The organism is Luteibacter sp. W1I16 (genome assembly GCF_050434905.1).
In the GTDB taxonomy this organism is placed as follows: Bacteria; Pseudomonadota; Gammaproteobacteria; order Xanthomonadales; family Rhodanobacteraceae; genus Luteibacter.
Window position 1 is genome coordinate 532,050 of the sequence record NZ_JBNDJJ010000001.1, and the last position, 17,545, is coordinate 549,594.

Annotated in this window: 15 protein-coding genes and 1 pseudogene; 8 read left to right on the forward strand and 8 right to left on the reverse strand. The window is 62.7% G+C overall.

The window, feature by feature from the left end:
• Positions 1 to 8: 8 nt before the first annotated feature.
• The 4 genes from QFZ41_RS02365 to QFZ41_RS02380 form a co-directional block, all read right to left on the reverse strand.
• The gene (locus QFZ41_RS02365; RefSeq protein WP_429197285.1) at positions 9 to 266 is read right to left on the reverse strand and encodes a YtcA family lipoprotein; all 258 of its coding nucleotides are present in this window, start codon (positions 264 to 266) and stop codon (positions 9 to 11) included.
• 36 nt (positions 267 to 302) lie between these two features.
• On the reverse strand, positions 303 to 1,286 hold the full coding sequence (gene cydB, locus QFZ41_RS02370; protein ID WP_429197286.1) for a cytochrome d ubiquinol oxidase subunit II: 984 nt from the start codon (positions 1,284 to 1,286) through the stop codon (positions 303 to 305).
• Positions 1,279 to 2,682 (reverse strand): cytochrome ubiquinol oxidase subunit I, encoded by a 1,404-nt coding sequence (locus tag QFZ41_RS02375; protein ID WP_429197287.1) that lies wholly within the window; start codon positions 2,680 to 2,682, stop codon positions 1,279 to 1,281. Before QFZ41_RS02375 ends, cydB begins: the two co-directional genes overlap by 8 nt.
• A 238-nt stretch (positions 2,683 to 2,920) precedes the next feature.
• Complete coding sequence (locus QFZ41_RS02380; protein WP_429197288.1) at positions 2,921 to 5,896, reverse strand: sensor histidine kinase; 2,976 nt, start codon at positions 5,894 to 5,896, stop codon at positions 2,921 to 2,923.
• A 201-nt stretch (positions 5,897 to 6,097) separates the two neighbouring features.
• Between QFZ41_RS02380 and QFZ41_RS02385 the strand changes: the two genes are divergently transcribed.
• The 5 genes from QFZ41_RS02385 (at position 6,098) to QFZ41_RS02405 (ending at position 11,303) form a co-directional block, all read left to right on the forward strand.
• Positions 6,098 to 6,664 (forward strand): helix-turn-helix domain-containing protein, encoded by a 567-nt coding sequence (locus QFZ41_RS02385; protein ID WP_429197289.1) that lies wholly within the window; start codon positions 6,098 to 6,100, stop codon positions 6,662 to 6,664.
• A gap of 53 nt (positions 6,665 to 6,717) precedes the next feature.
• The gene (locus QFZ41_RS02390) at positions 6,718 to 7,377 is read left to right on the forward strand and encodes a response regulator (RefSeq protein ID WP_429197290.1); all 660 of its coding nucleotides are present in this window, start codon (positions 6,718 to 6,720) and stop codon (positions 7,375 to 7,377) included.
• A 125-nt stretch (positions 7,378 to 7,502) separates the two neighbouring features.
• Entirely contained in the window at positions 7,503 to 8,276 is a 774-nt protein-coding gene (locus tag QFZ41_RS02395; RefSeq protein ID WP_429197291.1) for an alpha/beta hydrolase, read from the forward strand.
• Between the two features lie 258 nt (positions 8,277 to 8,534).
• On the forward strand, positions 8,535 to 8,813 hold the full coding sequence (locus tag QFZ41_RS02400; protein WP_429197292.1) for a hypothetical protein: 279 nt from the start codon (positions 8,535 to 8,537) through the stop codon (positions 8,811 to 8,813).
• Between the two features lie 201 nt (positions 8,814 to 9,014).
• On the forward strand, positions 9,015 to 11,303 hold the full coding sequence (locus QFZ41_RS02405; protein ID WP_429197293.1) for an FdhF/YdeP family oxidoreductase: 2,289 nt from the start codon (positions 9,015 to 9,017) through the stop codon (positions 11,301 to 11,303).
• A gap of 72 nt (positions 11,304 to 11,375) precedes the next feature.
• On the opposite strand, the gene QFZ41_RS02410 is transcribed toward QFZ41_RS02405, so the two are convergent.
• Entirely contained in the window at positions 11,376 to 11,804 is a 429-nt protein-coding gene (locus QFZ41_RS02410; RefSeq protein WP_429197294.1) for a limonene-1,2-epoxide hydrolase family protein, read from the reverse strand.
• A gap of 368 nt (positions 11,805 to 12,172) precedes the next feature.
• On the opposite strand from QFZ41_RS02410, the pseudogene QFZ41_RS02415 reads away from it, so the two are divergent.
• Positions 12,173 to 12,828, forward strand: a pseudogene (locus QFZ41_RS02415) (transposase); the annotation flags it as partial.
• Positions 12,829 to 12,855: 27 nt separating this feature from the next.
• Positions 12,856 to 13,023 (forward strand): excisionase family DNA-binding protein, encoded by a 168-nt coding sequence (locus QFZ41_RS02420; protein WP_429200168.1) that lies wholly within the window; start codon positions 12,856 to 12,858, stop codon positions 13,021 to 13,023.
• Positions 13,024 to 13,173: 150 nt separating this feature from the next.
• Here the strand turns inward: QFZ41_RS02420 and QFZ41_RS02425 are convergent, their stop codons facing one another.
• Genes QFZ41_RS02425 through QFZ41_RS02435 form a run of 3 tightly spaced genes read right to left on the reverse strand, consistent with a single transcriptional unit; the run spans position 13,174 to position 16,681 of the window.
• A complete protein-coding gene (locus tag QFZ41_RS02425; protein ID WP_429197295.1) occupies positions 13,174 to 14,106 on the reverse strand; it encodes a Gfo/Idh/MocA family protein in 933 nt (310 codons plus the stop codon).
• A gap of 2 nt (positions 14,107 to 14,108) precedes the next feature.
• A complete protein-coding gene (gene araD1 / locus QFZ41_RS02430) occupies positions 14,109 to 15,101 on the reverse strand; it encodes an AraD1 family protein (RefSeq protein ID WP_429197296.1) in 993 nt (330 codons plus the stop codon).
• Between the two features lie 29 nt (positions 15,102 to 15,130).
• Positions 15,131 to 16,681 carry an aldehyde dehydrogenase (NADP(+)) gene (locus QFZ41_RS02435; protein ID WP_429197297.1) on the reverse strand — a complete coding sequence of 517 codons (1,551 nt, stop codon included), beginning with the start codon at positions 16,679 to 16,681 and terminating at the stop codon, positions 15,131 to 15,133.
• A gap of 95 nt (positions 16,682 to 16,776) precedes the next feature.
• Between QFZ41_RS02435 and QFZ41_RS02440 the strand changes: the two genes are divergently transcribed.
• Positions 16,777 to 17,526 carry a FadR/GntR family transcriptional regulator gene (locus QFZ41_RS02440; RefSeq protein WP_429197298.1) on the forward strand — a complete coding sequence of 250 codons (750 nt, stop codon included), beginning with the start codon at positions 16,777 to 16,779 and terminating at the stop codon, positions 17,524 to 17,526.
• The last annotated feature ends 19 nt before the right edge of the window (positions 17,527 to 17,545 follow it).

A 17,545-nucleotide genomic window follows, 5' to 3' on the forward strand; every position in this document is an offset into this window, starting at 1 on the left:
GTTATGTCCTATGCCAGCCAGGCCAGCCAAATGCCGAGGGTGAATGCGATCACGAAGGCGACATAGACGAGAAATGGCGCCGGCAATTCGGCATCGACGCCGGACTTCACCAGTGCAAGACGGAGCAGGACCGTCAGGACGATCCCGCCGAGGGCACAGATCATCCACGAGGGAAAATAAGACCCCAGAATGCTTCGCGACGGCGACGCGCTGCAGGATGCCAGCGCGACCGCCATCGCTGCCGAAACTGCAATGCGTGCAGTCATTGTTCGGGTATCAATGCGATACACAACGCGGCCCCGTCAGTATTCGTTCGCCAAGCGGCTCTTGCCGCGAAAGACGAAGTAATTTACGAGCGTGTATCCCAGCGTCAGTGGGAAAGCGAGGATGCCGATGCCCCAAAACATGAAGGACAAGCTCGATGGCGGCGACTGGGCGTCATGGACCGTAATGGAGAATGGGATCATCCACGGCCAGAACGAAGCGACGAGCGCACCAATGCCACAAAGAAAAATGACCATCGTCAGCAGAAGCGGGCGGACATCCCTCCGCTTGCGCTTGATGAACAGAAGGCATCCCGTGGCGACCAATGCCACGGCTGGAAAGACATAACGCCAGGAAAGCACATCCCATCGATGCAACACCGGCTCATCCTCCGCTATGGCAAAGCTGAAGACGAGGCAGAGTGCGGCGAAGGTGGCCACCATCAGGTAGGGGAACACGCGCTTAGCGAAGGTTTGAACGTCTCCGTCGCACTTATGGATGAGCCATGCAGCACCCAATGCGGCATAGCCCGTGGTCAAGCCGACGCCACACAGGATGGAAAAGGGCGTCACCCACGCGAAGGTCGATCCCACATACTGACCCGCTTGCACTGGTAAGCCCTGCGCGATCGCACCAATGGCGCAGCCTTGGATGAACGTGGCGAGCACGGACCCCGCCATAAAGCCCCCGTCCCAGAGCCATTTAAGGTGCACCGCGTGTTGCCTAAACTCGAAGGCGACCCCGCGCAGGATGAGGCACGCGAGCATGATGCAGATGGGCAGGTAAAACGCCGAGAGCACCACCGAGTAGACGACGGGAAATGCACCGAACAGCACGGCGCCCGTCATTACCAGCCAAGTTTCATTGCCATCCCAGACCGGTGAAATGGCATCAAGCATGCGCCGGCGACGAGGCTCATCGCGGACTGCAGCGAACAGGATGCCCACACCGAGATCGAAGCCGTCCAAGAGGACATACAGGGTGATGGCCACGAGGACCACCATGACCCAGAACTCAGCCATGATCGCGCCCTCCAATGGTAGATGCCACGGCGTCGCCAGCCAACGCCAGAGGACGGGACGGGTTTCCGTCGGGGGGAAGGGTCACGGCAGGCACCGCCGGCCCACGCCGCAGCAATCGATAGATGTAATAGGTTCCGGCCAGGAAGATGGCTAGATAAATGGCGACAAAGACCACCAGCGTGGTCACGGCCTCGCCCACGCCCAGGGAGGGGCTCAGCGCTTCGGAGGTGCGCAGCACCCCATACACCACCCACGGTTGACGGCCCACTTCGGCGGTGAACCACCCCGTGAGGGTCGCGATGAATGGCAAAGGGAACGTCCAGAAGGTCAGGCGCAGCAGCCAGCGGGGGATGGCGTGGTGTCGCCACAGCGCCATGCTTCCAAAGACTGCTATCGCGAGCATCCAAAATCCGCACGCCACCATCAACCGAAAGGCAAAAAATGGAATCACGACCGGCGGCCGGTCAGCCTTTGCGAATGAGGTCAGGCCGACCTCTTCGGAGTCTGTCGTCATGGTCGCGATGATGCTGCCGAGCACTGGCACAGAGAGTTCCAGATGGTTCATTTCGGCTTCCTCATCAGGAATGGCGAAAAGCACCTCGGCTGCGGGTTTTTCGTTGTGCCAGCGGCCCTCAATGGCCGCGAATTTGGCCGGCTGGTGGCGATGCACGTAATCGCCATTTAAATGTCCTAAGAACATCTGCACGGGGAGCAAGATGGCGGCGAACAACAACCCCATCCTCAGCATCACCTTCGCCTCGTCTCGGTGGATGTGCCGGAGCGTATACCAGGCACCGGTGGCCGCGACGCAAAACGCACCCGTCAGATAGGACGCCAACAGCACGTGCGGAAACCTGACCCATACGACCGGACTGAAGATGATGGCGCCCCAGTCCGTGGGCTCGAACACACCGTTCGCGATGCGGTAGCCCACTGGCACCTGCATCCAACTGTTGTTGACCATGATCCAAAACGCCGACAGCGTCGTCCCCAGAGCCACCATGAGCGTGGCAAAAAAATAGAACTTGGGTGATGCCTTTGCCCGGCCAAACATGAGCACGCCGAAGAAGGAGGCTTCCAACGCAAAGGCCGTGAAGGACTCATAGGACAGGAGCGGACCTTGGATCGGGCCCGACATCTTCGACAGGACGCTCCAGTTGGTGCCGAACTCGAAGGCCAGCACAATGCCCGAGACCACTCCCAGACCGAAGGCAATGGCGAAGATGCGGAGCCAGAAGTCGAACAAACGGCGATAAACCGGGTTGCCGGTGACCAGGTGTCGGGCCTCAAGCACGCACAGCCAAGCGGCCAAGCCAATGGTAAAGCTGGGGAAGATGATGTGAAACGATACGGTGAACGCGAACTGCAGCCTTGAAAGGAAGAGCGCGGTCAGCATGGTGGTGATCCTTCGTGGCCAAGGATTCGCCAGCCCCGCGTTTCGCTGATGAAACGCGGGGCGAACGACGCTGTCCCGGCCCGAGGCGGGAGGACGTTGCTTGCGATGAATTCACCCTACGCTGAAGAACGCGGTCTGCACATCCATCCAGCAGATAAAACTGATCGAAAGCGCAAATTCGGCGATTGCGCGACAAATCGGCTAGACACCCTAGCGAGACGCCCGCTTGCTCGGGTGGTCAGTGCTGATGGCGCCGAGGCACGTAGAGCTTTCCCGCGATGGCGCGGAAAAGCACCTCAATGCCCCCGGTGCGCATGTTGCGCAAGCGCAGGCTGCCCCCCAGACGATGGGCCCGCTCGCGCATCCCTTGGATCCCCCAGTGCCCGTCTTTGCCGTTTCGACCAAAGGCCTTCACGTCAAAGCCCTTGCCTTGATCGCGGATGGTTGCCGAGAACTGGAACAGCCCATAACGCAGCGTGATGGTCACGGTTTTGCTCTCTCCATGACGGAACGCATTCGACACGGCTTCGCCGAGCATCATCCGAAGCTCTTCTTCCGGTCCGACGCGAAGCCGGCGTGGGCGGCCCATCACGGTGAGTGCGACTCGGCCGTGGTGTTGGCGCGCAATGCTCATGGCTGCGCCCAGCATTGCCCCAATTTGATCCTCGGCCTCTGCCGCCCGACTTCGCAGCGTTTGCACCTTTTCCCTGGCTTCGGCCGTCGCGGCATCGGTATCCACCGCCAGCTGCATGAGTTCGTCAGCCGCTGCCGACCGATCAAACGCGGCATTTCGGAGCCGTCGCGACAACACGTCGAGGCGCAGTGCCGTTCCCTGCACCGATTGCAGTAAGGTGTCATGCAAGTCACGGGCGATCGCTTCGCGTTCTTCCACTCGGATACGCATCGCGCCCGTTATTTTTTGCAGGCGGCGCAGGTAAAGCCACCAAAGCGCCGCAAGCAGGGCTACCACCGCCAGGGCTCGAAACCACCACGTCTCATAGAATCGAGGCAAGAGGCGTATCCGGATCACGCCAGCCCGCTCGGCTGGGACGCCGTCTTCATTCCACGCCATCGCAGCGAACCGGTAGTTGCCGGCGGGCAAGTTGGTATACACCGCACGCCGGCCCTGTCCCGCGTCCTGCCATTCTGCGTCGATGCCGGTCAGGCGATACGAGAAGTGCCCCCGCTCAGGAACCGCGAGCATCGGCGCGGTATAGTCGATGTGGAAGGTGCGCACCTCTTGCGGGAGCGTGACCACCCCATCGATGATAGGAAAGGTCCGCTCGTTGTTCACCACCGCATCCATATGAACGATCGGTGGAACGCGATTTGTGGGCAGATGATGAGGATCGAGCCACGCCGCGCCCGAGGCGGTTTGGATCCAGACCCGGCCGTCGTCGCCAAGCTTGACGGTCGGTAGTGCGCGATCCGGGTCGGGCGACCCCGGCACGCCGTCACTGCTGTCAAGACGGCGGCTCTGTGGCGCATAGGTGGCATCTTTTCGGAAACGCTCTAGTTCCGCGGCTGAAATGCGGAAGACGGCGGCGAGCGTCTGGACCCACATCGTGCCCTCGGCATCGAGGACCAGTCCCGTGACATCGGACACGTCGGCGTGGGATACGCGCATCTGGACGAACCGCTTTCCTTCAGATCGTGCAAGCCCAAGACTTCCACCAACCCACGTTTCGTGTCGAGCCGGCCAGATGGCGCTGACCATACCGACACCCACCCCATCGACCGCTCCAAACCACTGTGTACGCTTCCCATCGGTATTGACCAGCTCATTGGGTTCGCGAGAAGCCAGCCAAACCGTGCCGTCCGCTCCTGCCGCGATGCTGCGCGATGGCGGCAAGGCCGCGTATGTTGTCCAGTCGCTGCCGTTCCACGCACGAATGGGCTGACGATGCGATGCGGGAGCGATCCAGATGCGCCCGTCCGAGCCCTGCGCTATCGCGTTTGCGAGCGGGAGGTTCCTGCCTTCAAGGGGGGCAACGACTCGAACGGGCCCCGGCGAGAGTTGCCAGACCCCCTTCGTCGCCACGGCATGCACGGTCCCGTTCACGGGACTGCGCGACAGCGCCAGAGCGAAGGGTGGGACTTCTGTCTCCACTTGTGTGTGCCCGGATACATGAATGATGTTGTGACTCTCGCTGCCAATCCAGGCTTCACCATCGGACACTGGCATGACCGCCAGTTCATGGATGCCATGCGGCAGCGATAGCGATGAGAACACCGCGTAACGAAAGCGGTCGATGCCCGCTTCCGTTCCCACCCATATATTGCCTTCCCGGTCTGTCGCTGCGGGCCACGCGGATTCTCCGCTCAACCCCGCCCCAGGCCCAAAGGTCTCCACAGATGCCGCACCATCGGCAAGGAACTGAATGCCACTTTTCCCGGACGGCGCCCAAAGGTTGTCGCTCCGGTCGACCAAAAGGTTCGTCACTCCCTCTACTGCGGGCATCTCCACCGGTGGGAGCCCATCCGTGGCCTTGAACCGATAGATCTTTCTGTCATGCGTTCGGGCATAGAGAATGCCCTTGCTGTCCATCGCCAACTGCATCACGACCAATCCTTCGCGAACCAGTCGAGGCGGTTCCCCGCCCTTATCGAGAAGGTAGATCCCCCGATTGCTCCCAATCCACAGTTTACCGTCGGGGCCAAAGGCGCCCGTCTTGAAATCGGTGCCGTCGGGCGGGGTGAGGACGGTCGTCCACTGCCCTCTGCGGAATACCTGAGCGCCCGCTTGGGAAAAGCTCCAGATGGCGCCATCGGGTCCTTCCGCAAAGCGCCGCGGCCCAAGCCCGATGCCCTGGGCGGGGCCAAAATGCGTCAGATGACCATCTTTGAGGAAATCGACGGCGGGGCCGCTAAACCCAAGCCACAGGCCGCCCGCCTTGGGCGCAAAGAGCATGTCCACTTGCGTTGCTGCGAGCGCCTCTCCGGGTGCGGGCACGAACGGTTCAAAGGTATACCCGTCGAACCGGGTGATGCCCCGTGCGCCAGCGACCCAGAGGAAGCCGTCTGAGGTTTGAGCAAACGCGCCGATGTCGCTAGGCGCCCCCTCGCGCTTGCTGAACGAGGTGTGTTGGAAATGCCCCAACGTCGGCGCCTCATCTGCCCAGGCTAACAGGGGCCAGACCATCAGCCAGGCCAAGGCCGGGACACAAATGCGGTGGGGCCATCGATGTTGCGCCGAACGGTTGGAGCCGACCATGGGGAGGAAGTCCTGGGAGCGGATCGCCGTCGCTGGGTGGTGACGGCTTCGTGACAGTATTACGCCGCGCAGGGCAGTCCGATAGTCTCGATGCACCTGAGTCGACCCTGCCATTTAGGGGGGGCAACCGACCCGCAGGTGGCGGGTTCATGTCGGTCGTAGAGGGGCTAGATTGATGAAACGCGCCCCGGAGCCCTCTCCATGACGATCGATGCGATCACATCCCGGCCATTCCCAGATCGCGCAACCGCGCCTACGCTGGGAGGCTCGGGGCTGTCGGCAGCGGGCTCCACGGCAGGGTGCGCCCTCATCGAGGTCCTATCTGCCGCGCTGGTCGACGCCGACTGGATGGCCCCAGACGCGCTCCGTTACATGCAGCTGGCACTCGACGAACTCTCCCCTCCCCGGATGGCGCGCACGGGGCATTCCGGTGGCTTGGCCTCGTGGCAGACGCGCCGGGTGGAACAGTTGGTTGAAGAACACATGGAAGCTGGACTGTCGACGGTGCGGATGGCCGAAGCGTGTGCGCTGTCGCGGGGCCACTTTTGCCGGGCATTTAAGCAGACCTACGGCGTGCCGCCCCATCGGTGGATTCAAACGCAGCGCGTCGAGCGTGCGATGAAGCTCCTTTCGACCGAGCCGTGCAGCATTGCCGACGTCGCTCTCATGTGCGGATTCAAAGACCAGTCGCATTTTAGCCGGGTCTTCAAAGCGCATGCTTACGTAACCCCGCTAACCTGGCACCGTCGTGCCTACTATGGACTCTGATTGACGTGCAGCTACACTCGCCCCAGTCTGCCTTGCCCCCTCTCCGGACCGCCATGGACACCGACGCCACCAGCGATCGTCCCATCCGGATACTCGTTGCCGACGACCATCCTGCGCTGCGCCATGGCGTTGCCGCGATGATTGGTTACGAAGGCGACATGGTGGTATGTGCCGAAGCGGCCACGGGTCGCATGGCAGTGGAAGAGTTCCTGCGGACCTGTCCCGACTTGGTCCTCATGGACTTGCAAATGCCTGACATGGGCGGCGCCGAAGCCATCCGACTCATTCGTAAGCACGATCCCGACGCGCGGATCATCGTCTTGACAACCTACTCTGGCGACATGCATGCGCGCATGGCGCTGTCGGCGGGGGCGATTGGTTATCTGTTGAAAGGCGCGATCCGCGAGGAACTCATTGCGACCCTGCGCGCTGCCTTTGGGGGTCACCGGCGAGTCACCCCGTCCGTCGCTACCCAGATGGCGCAGCACTTTTCCGACGAAACACTGACGCCCCGTGAGATTGCGGTGCTGCAGGGCATTTCCGAAGGCATCGGGAATCGCGCGATCGCCGAACAGCTCGGCATCTCAGCGGGAACCGTCAAGGATCACGTCTCGAACATTTTGGACAAGCTGGGTGCACATAACCGCGCCCATGCAGTGAGCATCGCCATCAAGCGCGGCATTCTCTCCGGCGACGACATCAAACCGGATTGACTCGCCAGCGAGTTGCGACTCTCACCTCGGATGCTGTGACCGGACCCGCGTCATTCCGGCGATCTCTCGCGAACGGGAGACTCACGGACTGACTCTTTCAACGGCTTTACGAACGGAGATCTCCCATGATTCGTGCATCTCGCCTTGCGGCTTCGCTCGCCGTGGCCTTGGCTGCCGGCATGACTGGACCGGTATTCGCCGCAGAAAAGGTGACCAACATCGTGCTCGTTCATGGGGCCTGGGTGAACGGCAGCGGGTGGAAGCCGGTTTACGACCTTCTCGTGAAGCAGGGCTACCGCGTTTCCGTCGCCGAACATCCACTGACCTCGTTTCAAGACGATGTAACAGCCGTGAAGCGCATCGTCGACATGCAGGACGGCCCAACCATCCTGGTCGGTCACAGCTACGGCGGAGCGATCATCACAGAGGTTGGCAACGACCCCAAAGTCGTCGGTTTGGTTTACATCGCCGCTCACGCGCTCGACCAAGGCGAGACCGAAGTTGGTAATGGCAAGCGATTTCCCAGCTTGACCAGCCAAACGTCCGACATCAAGAAGACGGCCGACGGCTTCTTATACCTCGACCCGGCCAAATATCCGGCGGATTTCGCCGCAGATCTGCCCATCAGCCAGTCGCGCTTTGAAGCGAACGCTCAAGGACTCACCGCGGCCTCGGTATTTGCCGCGCCCGCAGGGGCGCCCGCCTGGAAGTCCAAGCCCAGCTGGTATGCCGTGGCTACGGCCGACCGCATCATCAACCCGGACTTGGAGCGCATGTATGCCAAGCGCGCCAACAGCCACACCATCGAGGTGCAAGGTGCGAGCCATTCGGTCTATCAGTCCCACCCGCAAGAAGTGTCCAAGCTGATTGAAGAGGCGGCCACACACGCCCTGCCCTGACGGGGGCATTCCGACGCACCGAGCACGCGTCGTCATCGCGGCAAGTGGCGGAGCGACATCAATTCCCTGCATCACGCAAGGTCCGATCTACGGGAAAACTGGCCGTTGGCCACCCAACGACGGCGGGTCCCGTGGGTCCCGTGGCACTTTCCACGGTTGCTGTGGCAAGAGCGAGCCACAGGACGCGTTGAGCGTGCCGTCACTGCCCTGCCCGCGTTTGGCCATCGGCCGCGCGGCCGGGTTTACCGAGGAGGTTCCATGAAATCCGCACGCCCCCTGGTTCTGGCCGCAGCGATGGCCACCGCAACCCTGTTGTCCTCTGCCGCCTTCGCCGATGGCAGCGCGAAGTATCCGCCGTTTGCCTCCATCGCTGAGGGCAAAGAGATGCTGAGCCGCGACGAAATCAACAAGCTCGATGAAAAGAAGTATCCCAAGTTGAAGGGCCTCAAGTCGCATTTCACCGACGCCGACCTTGACCACGACGGCACCATCAACAAATACGAATACGACCTCTACATGGCCAACCCTCACGATTGACCGTCCTGCATCCGGGCAAGCCGTGGTGGCACCCGGCCACGGCTTGCCTATGTCGCCTCATTCGACGGAGATGGATTGCAACACAAAGCACACCCCGCCCGGCGACGTCCTGGCGGCGGTGCATCACCCGGGGGCACCGACGAGGCATGGTGAGCCGGATCCGCCCTGCAGCCCCTGCGCACCCTGTGGAAGGACACGAACATGGCCGATAAGCCCATCCCCGGCATCCGTCCCTACAGCCAGCCAGCGGGTGGCTGGGGGGCATTGAAAGCAACCGCGAAGGCCGTGGCCGAGCAGATGATGGGGGCTCAGGCGCCGATCACCCTCTACCACACGAACAAGCCGGACGGCTTTGACTGCCCAGGATGCGCTTGGCCAGATAAGAACCACACCTCGACCTTTCAGTTTTGCGAAAACGGCGCCAAGGCGGTGACATGGGAAGCCACCAAAAAACGCGTGACGCGTCAGTTCTTTGCCGAACATACCGTCGCCGAGCTTCTGACGTGGAGCGACTACCAGCTCGAAGACCAAGGACGGTTGACCGAGCCGATGACCTACAACAGTGATCTGGATCGCTTCGAGGCCATCGGTTGGGATGAGGCGGTCGCGCAAATCGGTGCCCTACTCCGCGCCCAAGCGGATCCGAACCAGGTTGAGTTCTACACCTCGGGGCGCGCATCCAACGAGGCGGCCTTCCTGTATCAGCTGTTCGCCCGCGAACTTGGCACGAATAACTTCCCTGATTGCTCGAACATGTGCCACGAAGCCACCAGCGTGGGGCTTCCGCAGTCGATTGGCATTGGCAAGGGCACGGTATCCCTGGATGATTTCGATCGCTGTGAGCTGATCATCGCCATGGGCCATAATCCAGGCACGAACCATCCGCGCATGATGGGCACATTGCATGAGGTGTCCCGCCGAGGCGTGCCGATCATCGCGTTCAATCCCTTGGCGGAACGTTCCCTGGAGCGGTTCACCGACCCCCAGGATGTCCTGGAGATGACGACGCTTTCGTCGACGCGCGTTGCCTCGACTTACCTTCAGCCCAAGGTCGGTGGCGATGCGGCTGCCCTCAAAGGCATCATGAAAGCGCTGTTTGAACTGGACGCATCGTCGGGGCCAGAGGCGGCCGTGCTCGATCACGCGTTCATCGCCGAGCACACGGAAGGCTTCCCGGCCTTGGCCGCCGACTTGGCGACCACGTCCTGGCTGGCCATCGAAACCGCCTCCGGGTTACCCGAAGCGTCCCTGCGCGACGTCGCCCGTGCGTATGCGCAATCGAACGCCACGATTATCACCTACGGCATGGGGATGACCCAGCACAGCACAGGCACCCAAAATGTGCATCAGATGGCGAACCTGTTGCTGCTGCGCGGCAACTTCGGCAAACCGGGTGCAGGCATCTGCCCGTTGCGTGGGCACTCCAATGTGCAAGGCGACCGCTCCGTGGGCATCACCGAGAAGCCAAGTGCAGATCTGCTCGCTCGCATCGAGCAGCGATTCGGGTTCAAGCCACCGACTACGCACGGCCACGACGCAGTGCGCGCCTTCCAAGCGATTGCCGCCGGTCGCTCCAAAGCGCTCATTTGCCTGGGTGGAAACGTGGCGGTGGCCATGCCCGACGCCGGGGCCTGCTTTCCGGCAATGAAGGGGTTGGAGTTGTCGGTGCATATCGGCACCAAGCTCAACCGGTCCCACTTGCTCGTGGGAAAGAACACCTATCTGCTGCCGTGCCTGGGTCGCACGGAACGCGACCTCCAAGCGACGGGGATCCAAGCGGTGACCGTGGAAGACTCGATGTCGATGGTGCATGCCTCAAGCGGGAAGCTCCCGCCGGCTTCGCCATCCTTGCGCTCGGAGCCGGCCATCGTGGCCGGCATCGCCGCTGCCACGCTGCCGCAGAGCCGGGTGCCTTGGATGGATCTCATCATGGACTACGATCGCATCCGCGACGGCATCGAAGCGGTGTTCCCGGACTTCGCCGACTTCAATAGGCGCATCCGCGTCCCGGGCGGCTTTCGTCTGCCCCTTCCTCCAACGGAGCGGGTGTGGAAGACCCCCTCTGGCAAAGCCCAACTCATTCCCTTCGTAGGTGTGGACGAAGATCTCACCCTCGCCGACACGTCGATCCTGAAGCTCGCTACCATCCGCAGCCACGATCAATACAACACCACCATCTACGGCATGGACGACCGCTACCGTGGCGTCTTCGGCCGGCGCGACGTGGTGTTCATGAATGCCGAGGACATGGCCGATCGCGGGATCAACGAAGGCGACGCCATCGTTGTTGAGACCGCGTTCGACCTTCACAGTGCGCGCAGCCTCACCGGCGTGATCGCTGTAATCTACAACATCTCTCGCGGGTCGGTGGCCACCTACTACCCCGAGGGCAACGGGCTGGTGCCGTTGGACTACATCGACCCGGCCAGTGGAACTCCCTCCTACAAGTCGGTGCCCGTGCGGATTCGCCGGATGGGAGTGCCAGCTTAGCCGGTGCGGACATGGGACGATCGGAAGCACATCCTACCGCACGTCGGCGTGCTGGCTTACGTTCTGGGCCGGTTACGGCCGCGACCTTCCGTCCGTCCGACGGTGGATCGCTGCAAGTTGCTCGTCGAATGACGCGTGATCAAAGTAGTCGCGCCAGGAGGTAATTTCATCGTGAACGACGGTAAGGGCTCCCATCACCGGGACGACAATAGCGCCACCACACTCGTGACGGTATACATCCACACGCTCGGTGAATACGACGTTCCGGCTGATTGCAAAGTTGGTGATCTGCCACGCCACTGTAAATGACGCACCGATGCCGAACCCGCGCAGAAGACTCTCGACCTCCCTCCTTCCCCGAACCGCCGCCAACGGCACCCGGTCGTAGGTGACGGTGTCGGAAAGCAGGGACAACGCATCACCAATGCGACCACTATTCCAATAACCAAAGAACTGGAACGTGACATCCAGTTCGTTTGATTCGTCGATCTCCGTCCACATCACGCTGCCTCCATCCAGTTGATGGCCGCATGAATCGCTGCATGCCGATGGGGCGGGGAGACCGCGGCAGCACCGTAGCCGCCCGAGGGCTCTGATGCAGCCATGCGTCCGCAGCACATACCGAAACCTGCAATCAACTGAGCATCAACGACCATGGAACATCACAACGTTGGCGACACGGGCCATGGACGATATCGCCCTTTGGCGGGGCCGAACACCGACAAATGGGGGGGCCATCGCCGACGTCCCCCCAAATTTGAGTAGCGCCCCGGTTTCAAGTTCAATCCCCCACAAGAAGGAGATTGGACGTGAAGAAGCGTTTTTCCGAAGAGCAGATCATCGGCTTCCTGCGCGAGGCCGAGGCAGGCATGCCGGTCAAGGACCTATGTCGCAAGCACGGCTTCAGTGAAGCCTCTTACTACCTGTGGCGAAGCAAGTTCGGCGGCATGAGCGTGCCCGAGGCCAAGCGGCTGAAGGACCTGGAGTCGGAGAACGGACGCCTTAAAAAGCTGCTTGCCGAGCAGCTTCTGGAGAACGAGGTCATCAAGGAAGCTCTGCGAAAAAAATGGTGAGCGCACCGGACCGGCGCGAGCTGGTGCGCTATCTGATCGGCCAGGAACTGAGTGAGCGCCGGTCGCTGGCGATCGCCGGCATGAACGCAAGCGCTTACCGATACGAACCGCGGCCCGACCCCAACGTCGATCTGCGCGAGATGATCTGCGCGCTGGCCAATCGCCATAAACGCTACGGCGTCGGCATGATCTACCTGAAGCTCCGCCAGGCCGGTCAGATGGTCAATTACAAACGAGTCGAGCGCCTGTACCAGGAGGCGAACCTGCAGGTGCGCCGGCGGAAGCGGAAAAAGGTGCCCCCAGCTGATAGGCAGCCGCTGCTTCGGCCCGCGACCGCAAACGAGGTCTGGTCCATCGATTTCGTCTTCGATCGCACCGCCGAAGGGCGCGTATTGAAGTGCCTGACGATCGTCGATGACGCTACACATGAGGCAGTCGCCATCGAGATCGACGTGCTCCACGTCTCGCGGCCCTTTCTCGTGCAGTTGTTGGAGCGTGGCGAGATCCCTTTCCACAAGATCGGAACCCACCGTCGTGTCCGCTATCAGGATGTGGTTGCGTACAAGGAGCGGCTCGATGCTGAGCGCAACAAAGCCCTCGATGCGTTGGCCGAGCAAGCCCAGGCGCTCAAGATGGGATACGAATGAATGAGTTCGAACTTCACCGTCGTCAACGACGCGTGTGTGCTCTACCCCGCACCGCTGCGCGACCTGCTGATGCGCCTGGCGTTGACCGAGTTGCGTGACTGGAAAGTGGTGATCTGACAGACGCAGACTCGTCCTTATCTGCTCATGTCGTCACGAACTCCAGTGAAATGCCTCGGTAGACTCGCGACGACCAAGCAAGAACGCATCAGCCACCAGCCGCAACGGCGCCGTATCCACATCGGAACTACGCGAACGGACCAGCGAAGCAAAGCGCGAATACATCCCCGCATACTCCCGATCTTCCCCACCCACATCCCGTCCAGGCAAGGTCAGCACGGCGCCACCCTTGGCAAGCGCCAACCTACCCTGATCAGTCCCCACCACGATATCCCAACTCTGCGGACCGGTCTGGCGCCAGTCGAGATCCATCGACATTGGCACGCCGTCACCGTCGATGAACTGCAGGTCGGCCGCGATCGGCGCCGCGCGGTTCGCGGGTATCGACAAGGTCGCGGATCGCAGGATGAACGCCCTGGGAAGTATGTACGTGGCGATCGATAGCGCATTGATCCCCGGATCGAATACGCCCAACCCGCCGGCTTCCCATATCCACTCTTGCCCGGGATGCCAGACGCGAACGTCTTCCCGCCAGCTGATGGAAACGCTCTCGATCTTTCGCCCGGCGAGCCAGGCGCGCGCCGGCTCCACGCCGGCGGCATATCGGGAATGCCAGCCGGCGAACAGCGTCAGGCCACTTGCATCCGCGCGCTGTGCGAGCGCCGCGACTTCGGCCAGCGTCGCGCCCGGCGGTTTCTCGAGGAAGACGTGGACGTTGTTCTTCAGCGCTTCCCTGGCCAGCGTGTAGCGAACTTGCGGAGGCGTGCAGAGGACGACCGCATCGACGGCCGGCCCATCCCGGAACATCGCATCGAGGCTGTCGAAGCGGGGAACCCCTTCGACACCTGATGCGGCAGGGTCGACCACCGCCGCGAGCTGAAAGTCATCGTTGCTCGCGATCGCGGGAAGATGCTGGTCGCGGGCGATCTTGCCAAGGCCGACCACCGCGATACGGATGGGAGCCACCGTCAAAGCGCCTTGACCACGACGGGCTGCTCGGGTGCCTGTGCCAGCGCGTTGCGCAGCGGCAAGGCGAACGGCGCGGCTTCTATCTCGAACATATCGCCGAGTTGGGTGACCACACCGTCGGAAAACGACAGCGTCGCCGTGCCGAAGAAATGGACGTGGACATCACCCGGCTGCCGGAACAGCTCGTACTTGAAATGATGTGCCTCGAGATTCGCGAAGCTGTGCGACATGTTCTCTTGCCCGGAGAGGAACGGCTTTTCCCACACGACCGTACCATCGCGATGGATACGGCTCTTGCCTTCGATTTCAGCAGGAAGTGGGCCGACGAGCAATTCGGCACCCAGGGCCGCCTGGCGTAGCTTCGAGTGCGCCAGCCAGAGGTAGTTGTGCCGCTCGGTGATGTGGTCGCTGAACTCGTTCGCAAGGCACACGCCGAGACGGAAAGGCGTGCCGTCGTCGCCGATGAGGTAGATGCCTGCGAGCTCGGGCTCCTCTCCACCATCTTTCGCGAACGCGGGCGACGTGAGCGGAGCGCCCGGTCCGACCAGCCCGTGGCCGTTGCCCTTGTAGAACCATTCTGGCTGGCTGCCGACCTTCCCTTCCGCGGGTTTGCCGCCAGCGACACCTTCGAGGAAGATCCGCATCGAATCCGTCTGCTTCTCGGCGGCGGCCGCCTCACGATGCATCTTGTCCCGCCCTTCCGCGGAACCCAGATGGGTGAGTCCCGTGCCGGTCATGAACAGATGCGCCGGGTCCGGGTGATCGATCGGGGCGAGCAGGCGGCCCGCCGCCAGTTCCTCGGCGATATCCACTGGCGCCCCGGCACCACATGCGGCGATAGCGCCCGCAAGATCGGTACCCATGGCGATGGCCTTGTTGGCGAGTGCGCGAACGCTGTCGACACCGGGCACGAACGCGGCGCTGCCGCCTCGCGCGGCGATCACCGAGCGCACGCCGTCCGCGGCACGATGTTGCAGGAGACGCAAAGTCATGGAGCCTCTCTCTTTTCGAAGGCGGAGAATCAGGCGGCCGGAATGCCGTTGACGAGCCGTGGCAAGCCCGCATCGTCGCGCAGGACGGCAGGCAGCAAGGCCGGCGGAAAATTCTGGTACGACACCGGACGCAGGAAACGATCGATGGCGAGGCTGCCGACCGATGTGGAACGCCCGTCGGATGTCGCCGGGAACGGCCCGCCATGCACCATGGCGTGGGTCACTTCAACGCCGGTCGGCCAACCGTTGACGACGACGCGTCCACACTTCCGTTCCAGCAGCGGGACCAGCCGCGCCGCCAGGTCTGTATCGCCGTCGTCCATTTGCAGTGTCATCGTCAGCTGCCCTTCGCAGGCCGCGACGACGGCACGAAGTTCGGCTTCGTCGGCACAACGAACCAGCAGCGACGACGCGCCGAAGACCTCGTGCGCGAGCGCCTTGTCGGCGAGAAACGCTTTACCGCTCGTGGAAAAGAATGCCGCACGTCCGGCGCTCGCGCTTTCGGCGGCCGGCCCTTGCGCCAGAGCCGTCACATCACTGTGTTTCCGAAGCACTTCGACCGATGTCTCGTAGGCATGGTGGATCGCGGCGGTCAGCATGGTCTGCGGACGCGCCTCGGATACCACGCGGCTGGCGGCCGACACGAAGGCATCCAGCCCTTCCCCTTCGATCGCCAGCAGCAGTCCGGGGTTGGTACAGAATTGTCCGGCGCCCATCGTCAACGAACCGACGAAGGCCGTGCCGATGGCTTCGCCACGTGCGCGCAGCGCCTCCGGCAAGAGCAGCACCGGATTGACGCTCGACATCTCGGCGAACACAGGAATGGGAATCTCTCGCGCTTGCGCCAGTCTGACCAGCGCCAAGCCGCCAGCGCGCGAACCGGTGAATCCGACAGCTGCGATGGCCGGATCGGAAACCAGGGCCGCTCCCAGTTCGATGCCCGGACCGGTGAGGTTCGCGAATACACCGGACGGCAGTCCGCTCGCCTTTACCGCCTTGTCGATGGCTTTCGCAACCAGGGCGCCCGTGGCCGGATGCGCGGGATGGCCCTTGACGACGACGGGGCAGCCGGCAGCGAGCGCCGATGCCGTATCGCCACCGGCGGTGGAAAACGCCAAGGGGAAATTCGACGCGCCGAACACGGCGACCGGACCCAGAGGAATCCGCCGCAGGCGCAAATCGGCACGAGGCGACGGCGGGTCGCCCGCTGGAACGGGATCGATGCGCAGCCCCATCCAGTCCCCACGCCGCAGCACGCCGGCGAACAACCTGAGTTGGCCCACCGTACGGCCGCGTTCGCCCTCGATACGCGCGCGCGGCAAGCCGCTTTCGCGCATGGCCGTCTCGATCAATTCGTCGCCCAGCGCGAGGATTTCCTCACCGATGCGTTCCAGGAAGGCCGCCCGGTCGCCTGCATCTGTCGTACGATAAACCTCGAAGGCTGCTTCGGCTGCCGCGCAGGCGGTTCTGACCTGGGGGATTCCATCCGAAGTGAACGCAGGGCCGAAGGGCTGCCCGGTTACCGCGTCCACCGAACGGAAATCATTGTTCAACTCGCCGGTCGTTTCATCGTTCGACATGTGCTGCGCCACGATAATTACTCAGACAATTAGGTTAAGGCGGTTATGCTGGTTTTGCAATGCCACGCGGTGGGCGATCAGGAAGGGATGAGCACGTGAGCAAGACGAAGCCGCCAGCGGCACCGATCGAACGCGAGCGCGAAGCACGCAGTACCGGTCGACGCCTGTACGGCGCGATCGCGAACAAGCTGGGCGCCGCGATCCTCTCCGGTGAGTACCGCCCCGGCGACGTGCTTTCCGGTGAAGTGGTTTTCTCCGAGCAACTGGACGTCTCGCGAACCGCCTACCGCGAAGCGATCCAGGCGCTGGCCGCCAAGGGTCTGGTCGAAAGCCGGCCGAAGGCGGGCACGCGCGTCTTGCCGCGCAGCCGCTGGAACCTGCTCGATCCCGAGGTGCTGGGTTGGGCGTTCTCGGGTCAACCGGACATCGGCTTCATCCGCAGCCTTTTCGAACTTCGCGCCATCGTGGAGCCCGCCGCCGCCGCATTGGCCGCGGAACGGCGCGACGACGACGCCCTGAAGGTCATGCGTGACGCCCTTGCCCGCATGACCCGCCACACCCTCGCCACCGAGGCCGGCCGCACGGCCGACCGCGATTTCCATAGCGCGATCCTGCATGCCACGCGCAACGACGCGCTCATCGTGTTGAATGCGAGCATCTGCGCGGCCGTCAACTGGACGACCCAGTTCAAGCAACGCCAGCGCACCCTGCCCCGCAATCCGATCCCCGATCATCGCCGGGTGCTCGTCGCCATCGCCGACCGCGATCCTGCCGCCGCCAGCGAGGCGATGCGCGTTCTGGTCGAACTGGCGCTGGAAGACACGCGGCAGGCGATGGAACCCTGAGCCGCATCGTCCGCCGGTG

Excerpts from the sequence above, each read along its gene's own strand:
- QFZ41_RS02365 (WP_429197285.1), bottom strand. The coding sequence starts at position 266 with ATGACTGCACGCATTGCAGTTTCGGCAGCGATGGCGGTCGCGCTGGCA.
- cydB (WP_429197286.1), bottom strand. The coding sequence starts at position 1,286 with ATGGCTGAGTTCTGGGTCATGGTGGTCCTCGTGGCCATCACCCTGTAT.
- QFZ41_RS02375 (WP_429197287.1), bottom strand. The coding sequence starts at position 2,682 with ATGCTGACCGCGCTCTTCCTTTCAAGGCTGCAGTTCGCGTTCACCGTA.
- QFZ41_RS02380 (WP_429197288.1), bottom strand. The coding sequence starts at position 5,896 with ATGGTCGGCTCCAACCGTTCGGCGCAACATCGATGGCCCCACCGCATT.
- QFZ41_RS02385 (WP_429197289.1), top strand. The coding sequence starts at position 6,098 with ATGACGATCGATGCGATCACATCCCGGCCATTCCCAGATCGCGCAACC.
- QFZ41_RS02390 (WP_429197290.1), top strand. The coding sequence starts at position 6,718 with ATGGACACCGACGCCACCAGCGATCGTCCCATCCGGATACTCGTTGCC.
- QFZ41_RS02395 (WP_429197291.1), top strand. The coding sequence starts at position 7,503 with ATGATTCGTGCATCTCGCCTTGCGGCTTCGCTCGCCGTGGCCTTGGCT.
- QFZ41_RS02400 (WP_429197292.1), top strand. The coding sequence starts at position 8,535 with ATGAAATCCGCACGCCCCCTGGTTCTGGCCGCAGCGATGGCCACCGCA.
- QFZ41_RS02405 (WP_429197293.1), top strand. The coding sequence starts at position 9,015 with ATGGCCGATAAGCCCATCCCCGGCATCCGTCCCTACAGCCAGCCAGCG.
- QFZ41_RS02410 (WP_429197294.1), bottom strand. The coding sequence starts at position 11,804 with ATGTGGACGGAGATCGACGAATCAAACGAACTGGATGTCACGTTCCAG.
- araD1 (WP_429197296.1), bottom strand. The coding sequence starts at position 15,101 with ATGACTTTGCGTCTCCTGCAACATCGTGCCGCGGACGGCGTGCGCTCG.
- QFZ41_RS02435 (WP_429197297.1), bottom strand. The coding sequence starts at position 16,681 with ATGTCGAACGATGAAACGACCGGCGAGTTGAACAATGATTTCCGTTCG.